This window comes from Waterburya sp., assembly GCF_058530065.1.
Window position 1 is genome coordinate 1 of sequence record NZ_JBZNBU010000203.1, and the last position, 4,132, is coordinate 4,132.

Annotated in this window: 3 protein-coding genes and 2 pseudogenes; all 5 read right to left on the reverse strand. The window is 41.8% G+C overall.

From position 1 onward, the window contains the following. Positions 1–279 (reverse strand): annotated as a pseudogene (locus AC33VI_RS12655) (hypothetical protein); the annotation flags it as partial. Beyond that, positions 269–1,732: an O-antigen ligase family protein gene (locus tag AC33VI_RS12660; RefSeq protein ID WP_491782627.1), complete on the reverse strand. Its 1,464-nt coding sequence runs from the start codon at positions 1,730–1,732 to the stop codon at positions 269–271. The pseudogene AC33VI_RS12655 and the gene AC33VI_RS12660, both read right to left, overlap by 11 nt. A 3-nt stretch (positions 1,733–1,735) precedes the next feature. Continuing rightward, positions 1,736–2,833 carry a glycosyltransferase family 4 protein gene (locus tag AC33VI_RS12665; protein ID WP_491782628.1) on the reverse strand — a complete coding sequence of 366 codons (1,098 nt, stop codon included), beginning with the start codon at positions 2,831–2,833 and terminating at the stop codon, positions 1,736–1,738. Positions 2,834–2,963: 130 nt separating this feature from the next. Further along, a complete protein-coding gene (locus AC33VI_RS12670) occupies positions 2,964–3,671 on the reverse strand; it encodes a class I SAM-dependent methyltransferase (RefSeq protein WP_491782629.1) in 708 nt (235 codons plus the stop codon). A 123-nt stretch (positions 3,672–3,794) separates the two neighbouring features. Next, positions 3,795–4,132, reverse strand: a pseudogene (locus AC33VI_RS12675) (glycosyltransferase family 2 protein); the annotation flags it as partial.

Consider the following 4,132-nt stretch of genomic DNA (forward strand, 5'->3'; position numbering starts at 1 on the left):
ATCAGGTCTTACACCGTCTCGAATATGTCTGACACCCAACTCTTGTAGTCGAGGCTTGATGATTTCTTCGTACTGACGAAAATAGGGAGTCTTTCGATAAGAAAGATGTACCGCTACTCCCAAACCATCAACGAAAGATTCTGCTCTCAAAGCCTGCTGGGGTGTAGTTTTTCTGGATGATGCAGGAGAAAAATTACAGGCAAACATAGCCGTACATAAGATAGTCAAGATATACAGCCGATAGCGACGCAGCCAAAAAGTGAGTGATTTATTTAACACTGCTAACCTGTTGCTTGGAAATAGATCGAGCATGATAATATTTGTAGCCTGCTATGGCGATGCCCAAAAAGCCCCAAATAGGCATGGCATAGTTTCCCGTAGTAATATTGGCGGTAAACAATCGCAGGAAAGAACCCAAAGCGATCGCTCTGGCAGCAATAATAAAGGTATCTAGATGACCTACAGCGGGCTGAAATAGTTTGGCAAAGAGCAAAAATAATCCAGTGGCGTAGGCAATAGTGCCAAACCAACCAAAAGACACCAGCAATGATAAATATCCGTTGTCATTAAAGGAAAATAAGTTTTTACTGGCTACCTCTCTGCTAGTTGCGGCCATTGAAGGAGCTTGTTCGGGGGATAATAATCCGTAACCGACAAATTGAGTTAGGGCGTAATTTAAAGATCTTTGTAACTGGTTGAGGCGATCTTGGTAGCTACCGTCGTTCTCTAAGTTGGAAAATGATTCTAAAGCGGGGGTAATATGCTGGGAAAAGGATTCGATGTTCGTCAGGGGTATTACTAACAACCCCATTAAGACCGCCCCAGTAATAATACGTATCTGTTGGCTTCTTCTGAGAGAAAAGGTAAGTACTGTCAAAGATATAAACCAGGTATACCAAGCAGTACGCGCTCTAGTTAACAAAAAAGCCAAGTAGCCAACCCCAGCCACGAGAAAACGGGATTTAGCCCGAGAGATCGACAGCAGAATTAGACCTGGCATCAAGTTAATCCCAAACGGGATTGGCTCGCCCATACTACTAAAGACTCGAATTTGTAATGGTTCGGGCAGACCCAGATGAGGCACGTTATTTTCTAGCATGAAGAATCGATCCCATTCAGGTGCAAAGACAAATTGCGCGATCGCGTATACCCCCGTTACCAGCACCAGCCAAAAGAAGGTACGCAGAAAATTTTGACGATAGGCAGGATAGTCTCGCCAATTAGCAAAAAGATGAAACCCAAAGCAAACGGGGGCTAACCAAGCTAATAAAATAATAATTTCTCGTTCGGGGTCGGTAATTGACTTTTGAATCAAGCCGATCGCGCAGCCATAAATAATAGTCACTATACAGAGGGTAAAAGGCAAGCCATCTCGTTTATAGATTCGCGGAAAGTAACGCACCAAGGTAGCTAGGGAAATGGAAGTAACCAGAATTGAAGCCAGTTCGCTAGGAAACGGAGTAGTATAGCCACACTGATAGTCAATTAAGCGACGAATCAACGGGGTAGTAAACCACATCCACCAGGTAAAGCTAACGTACATCACAGGATAACGTTGGAAAAGTAATAATCCTACGGCAAAAGAACCAAGAGGAAAAACGATAATCAGAACGGGGGCAGCAACAACTAGACCAATGATTATGGTTAAGTACAATCCAATAATTGCTCCCCAGGCTGGGGCTGGGCTTAAATTAAAGTAAAAATTTTTGGTAAGAGAATTAGGGCGTGTCATCAATTAGCAGCAATGATGCTTGGAGTTGGTAGCGTGGCAATCGACAATCGCTTCTTGGTACACGGATAAAGTGTTGCGGTAAACGCGATCGAGAGTAAGCCATTCGAGGTTTTTTTGAGTTTTAGCTTTCCATTCCTCTAAACTATGGCGATCGCTCAATAGTTGCCTCAAGACCATTGCCAATGCCTGACTGTCTTTAGGAGGAACTAAAATACCTGCCTGTCCGCAATCTAAGGCTTCGGGAATGCCATCGACGCTACTGGCAACAATGGCACATTTGGCTTCGCGGGCTTCGGGAATCACTAAAGGAGAAGGATCTTGATGGGAAGCTAGAACAAAAATATCGGTGGCTAAGAGATATTTTTGGGGTTGAGCCTGAAAACCCGTAAAATTAATGCGATCGGCAACTGCGGTTGTTTGGGCTTGTGCCTCAAACTCAGAACGATCTGGTCCATCGCCAACGATATATAAATTTGCCTGGGGAAAATCTCGCGCTATTTGCCCAAAAGCATCAATTAATTCCGCAATTCCTTTACGGCGATACATTCCTGCTACGGTGGTAATGGCAGGACGTTTGAGGGGTAGAGGAGCGTAATCTGTTAATGGTCGGGTACGAGGACTACCTAATGTACCATTGCAAACTACCCTTAGCTTGTAGTGAGGGATACCACGCCGATTCATCGATTTAGCTACCGCTTTACTTACGGCAATGACGCGATCGGCAAAACCCATTAAAATAGCACTGCGCTGAAACTCATTATGCACGGTAGATATCAAACAGTATTTTCTAGCGATCGCTCTGACAACTCTAGCTAAGACTACCCCCGTCATCATGTGTGCGTGAACGATATCTGGTTTAAACTCTTGGATGAACCTGAAATACTTCTTGAAGGCTTGGAACAAATTAATCGGGTTTCTCGTCTGGTCTAAAGTGAAATGTTGCACGCCATATTGGGACAATAATACTTCGTACTCGCCACCAGCTGAAGCTACCACTACCTGATGATTTAGCTTTGCTTGCAAACAGGCAAGATCTACCGCCACATTGACAATACCGTTACCAACTTCTCTAATATCATTAAGAATATGTAATATACGCATAGATTGTCTTGCTGGGTAAAAGTTTAGTAGAAATTCATCCTAAGAACTGCTAAAAAATAGTGGCTCTACTCAAGCTATCTCTCTTCTGTCACTTTTGGAGAAGATAATCTTCAGAAGACTTGTCAAAATGTCAAGCTTTAATTCCATCAACGATTAAAGATGGTAACCGTTGAATGTAGTCTAAGGAAAAAATAAATCTCTTATCCTCTGACTGCTGGTATTCTAATTCTGACTCTGCAGGAGTCATATTAAAAAACTGACCAGACTTGTCACAGTACATTATCGGATGTGGCAATAACCCTGTCATTTTGATCGCTAAAGGCAAAGAGTAAATAGACCAGCGTGTTTTGTGCGTCTCAGGATGCTCCCAAGATTTGATCTTTGGAAGAGGTTCAATTTTTTCATAAGTTCGTAAATCTGCATCAGGGACTACTATTCGCACCACTCCATTAGGCTTTAGAATCCGATGACATTCTTTGAGCAATTCAACTGCTTCATCCATAAAAAGATGCTCTAAAAAATGCTCCGAAAAAATAAAGTCAAAAGTGTTATCTTTGAAATCTAATCTGTCTCCTTGCCCTGGTCGATAGTAGAATTCTCTAAAATCTGTTTTCGAGTAAAACTCTTTCAACTGCTGCGGATTATAAACTGGCTTAATAAATCGATATATGATGCGGGCACAAAATCCCCAATTACCTTCCTGCCACTCAGTCTTTAATTTGGTTTTCCAATCTACTTCAGAATCACCTAGATGTATCCAAGAAGGATCTGCAATCTTTTCAATTATTGGAGAAGGTAATCTTTCAAACCTTGATGCTCCTATGTGTAGTCTTTTCATGGGTAATTTATAATCTTTAATATTGTCTTTAATTGACTTAAATTTACTTAGTGGCTAGAAACTCCAAGAACTCCTTGAAACTCAAAAGTTTTTTATCCTTACATTTATGCTTCTAGCAGAACATTAAGTTGATGCTTTGTTCATCGTTTGTCTCCAAGTCTGCCAACCTTGCCATCGTCCCTGAAGAGATGCCAGCAGTTTCTGCCCTGATAAGAAACCTTCACTAGGTAAAAATCGCAGGTACTGCGTAAAACCACGATTATCTCTGGTTCCAAATAGTATTGTCCATAAAAGAAATACGACACGCCTAATTGGTGGCAAATAGTCTAGCAAAATTAGGGTTTCATTATGAACTCGATTCACCACAGCAATATAGTTAGATTTGTGGCGCTGATCTTCATCAAAACGCTCTGTCATATAATGATCCACCTCAACTTTGGGGTCATAAATAAGCTTCCAAC

Coding starts and splice junctions, on each gene's coding strand:
- AC33VI_RS12660 (WP_491782627.1), bottom strand. CDS start 1,732: ATGACACGCCCTAATTCTCTTACCAAAAATTTTTACTTTAATTTAAGC.
- AC33VI_RS12665 (WP_491782628.1), bottom strand. CDS start 2,833: ATGCGTATATTACATATTCTTAATGATATTAGAGAAGTTGGTAACGGT.
- AC33VI_RS12670 (WP_491782629.1), bottom strand. CDS start 3,671: ATGAAAAGACTACACATAGGAGCATCAAGGTTTGAAAGATTACCTTCT.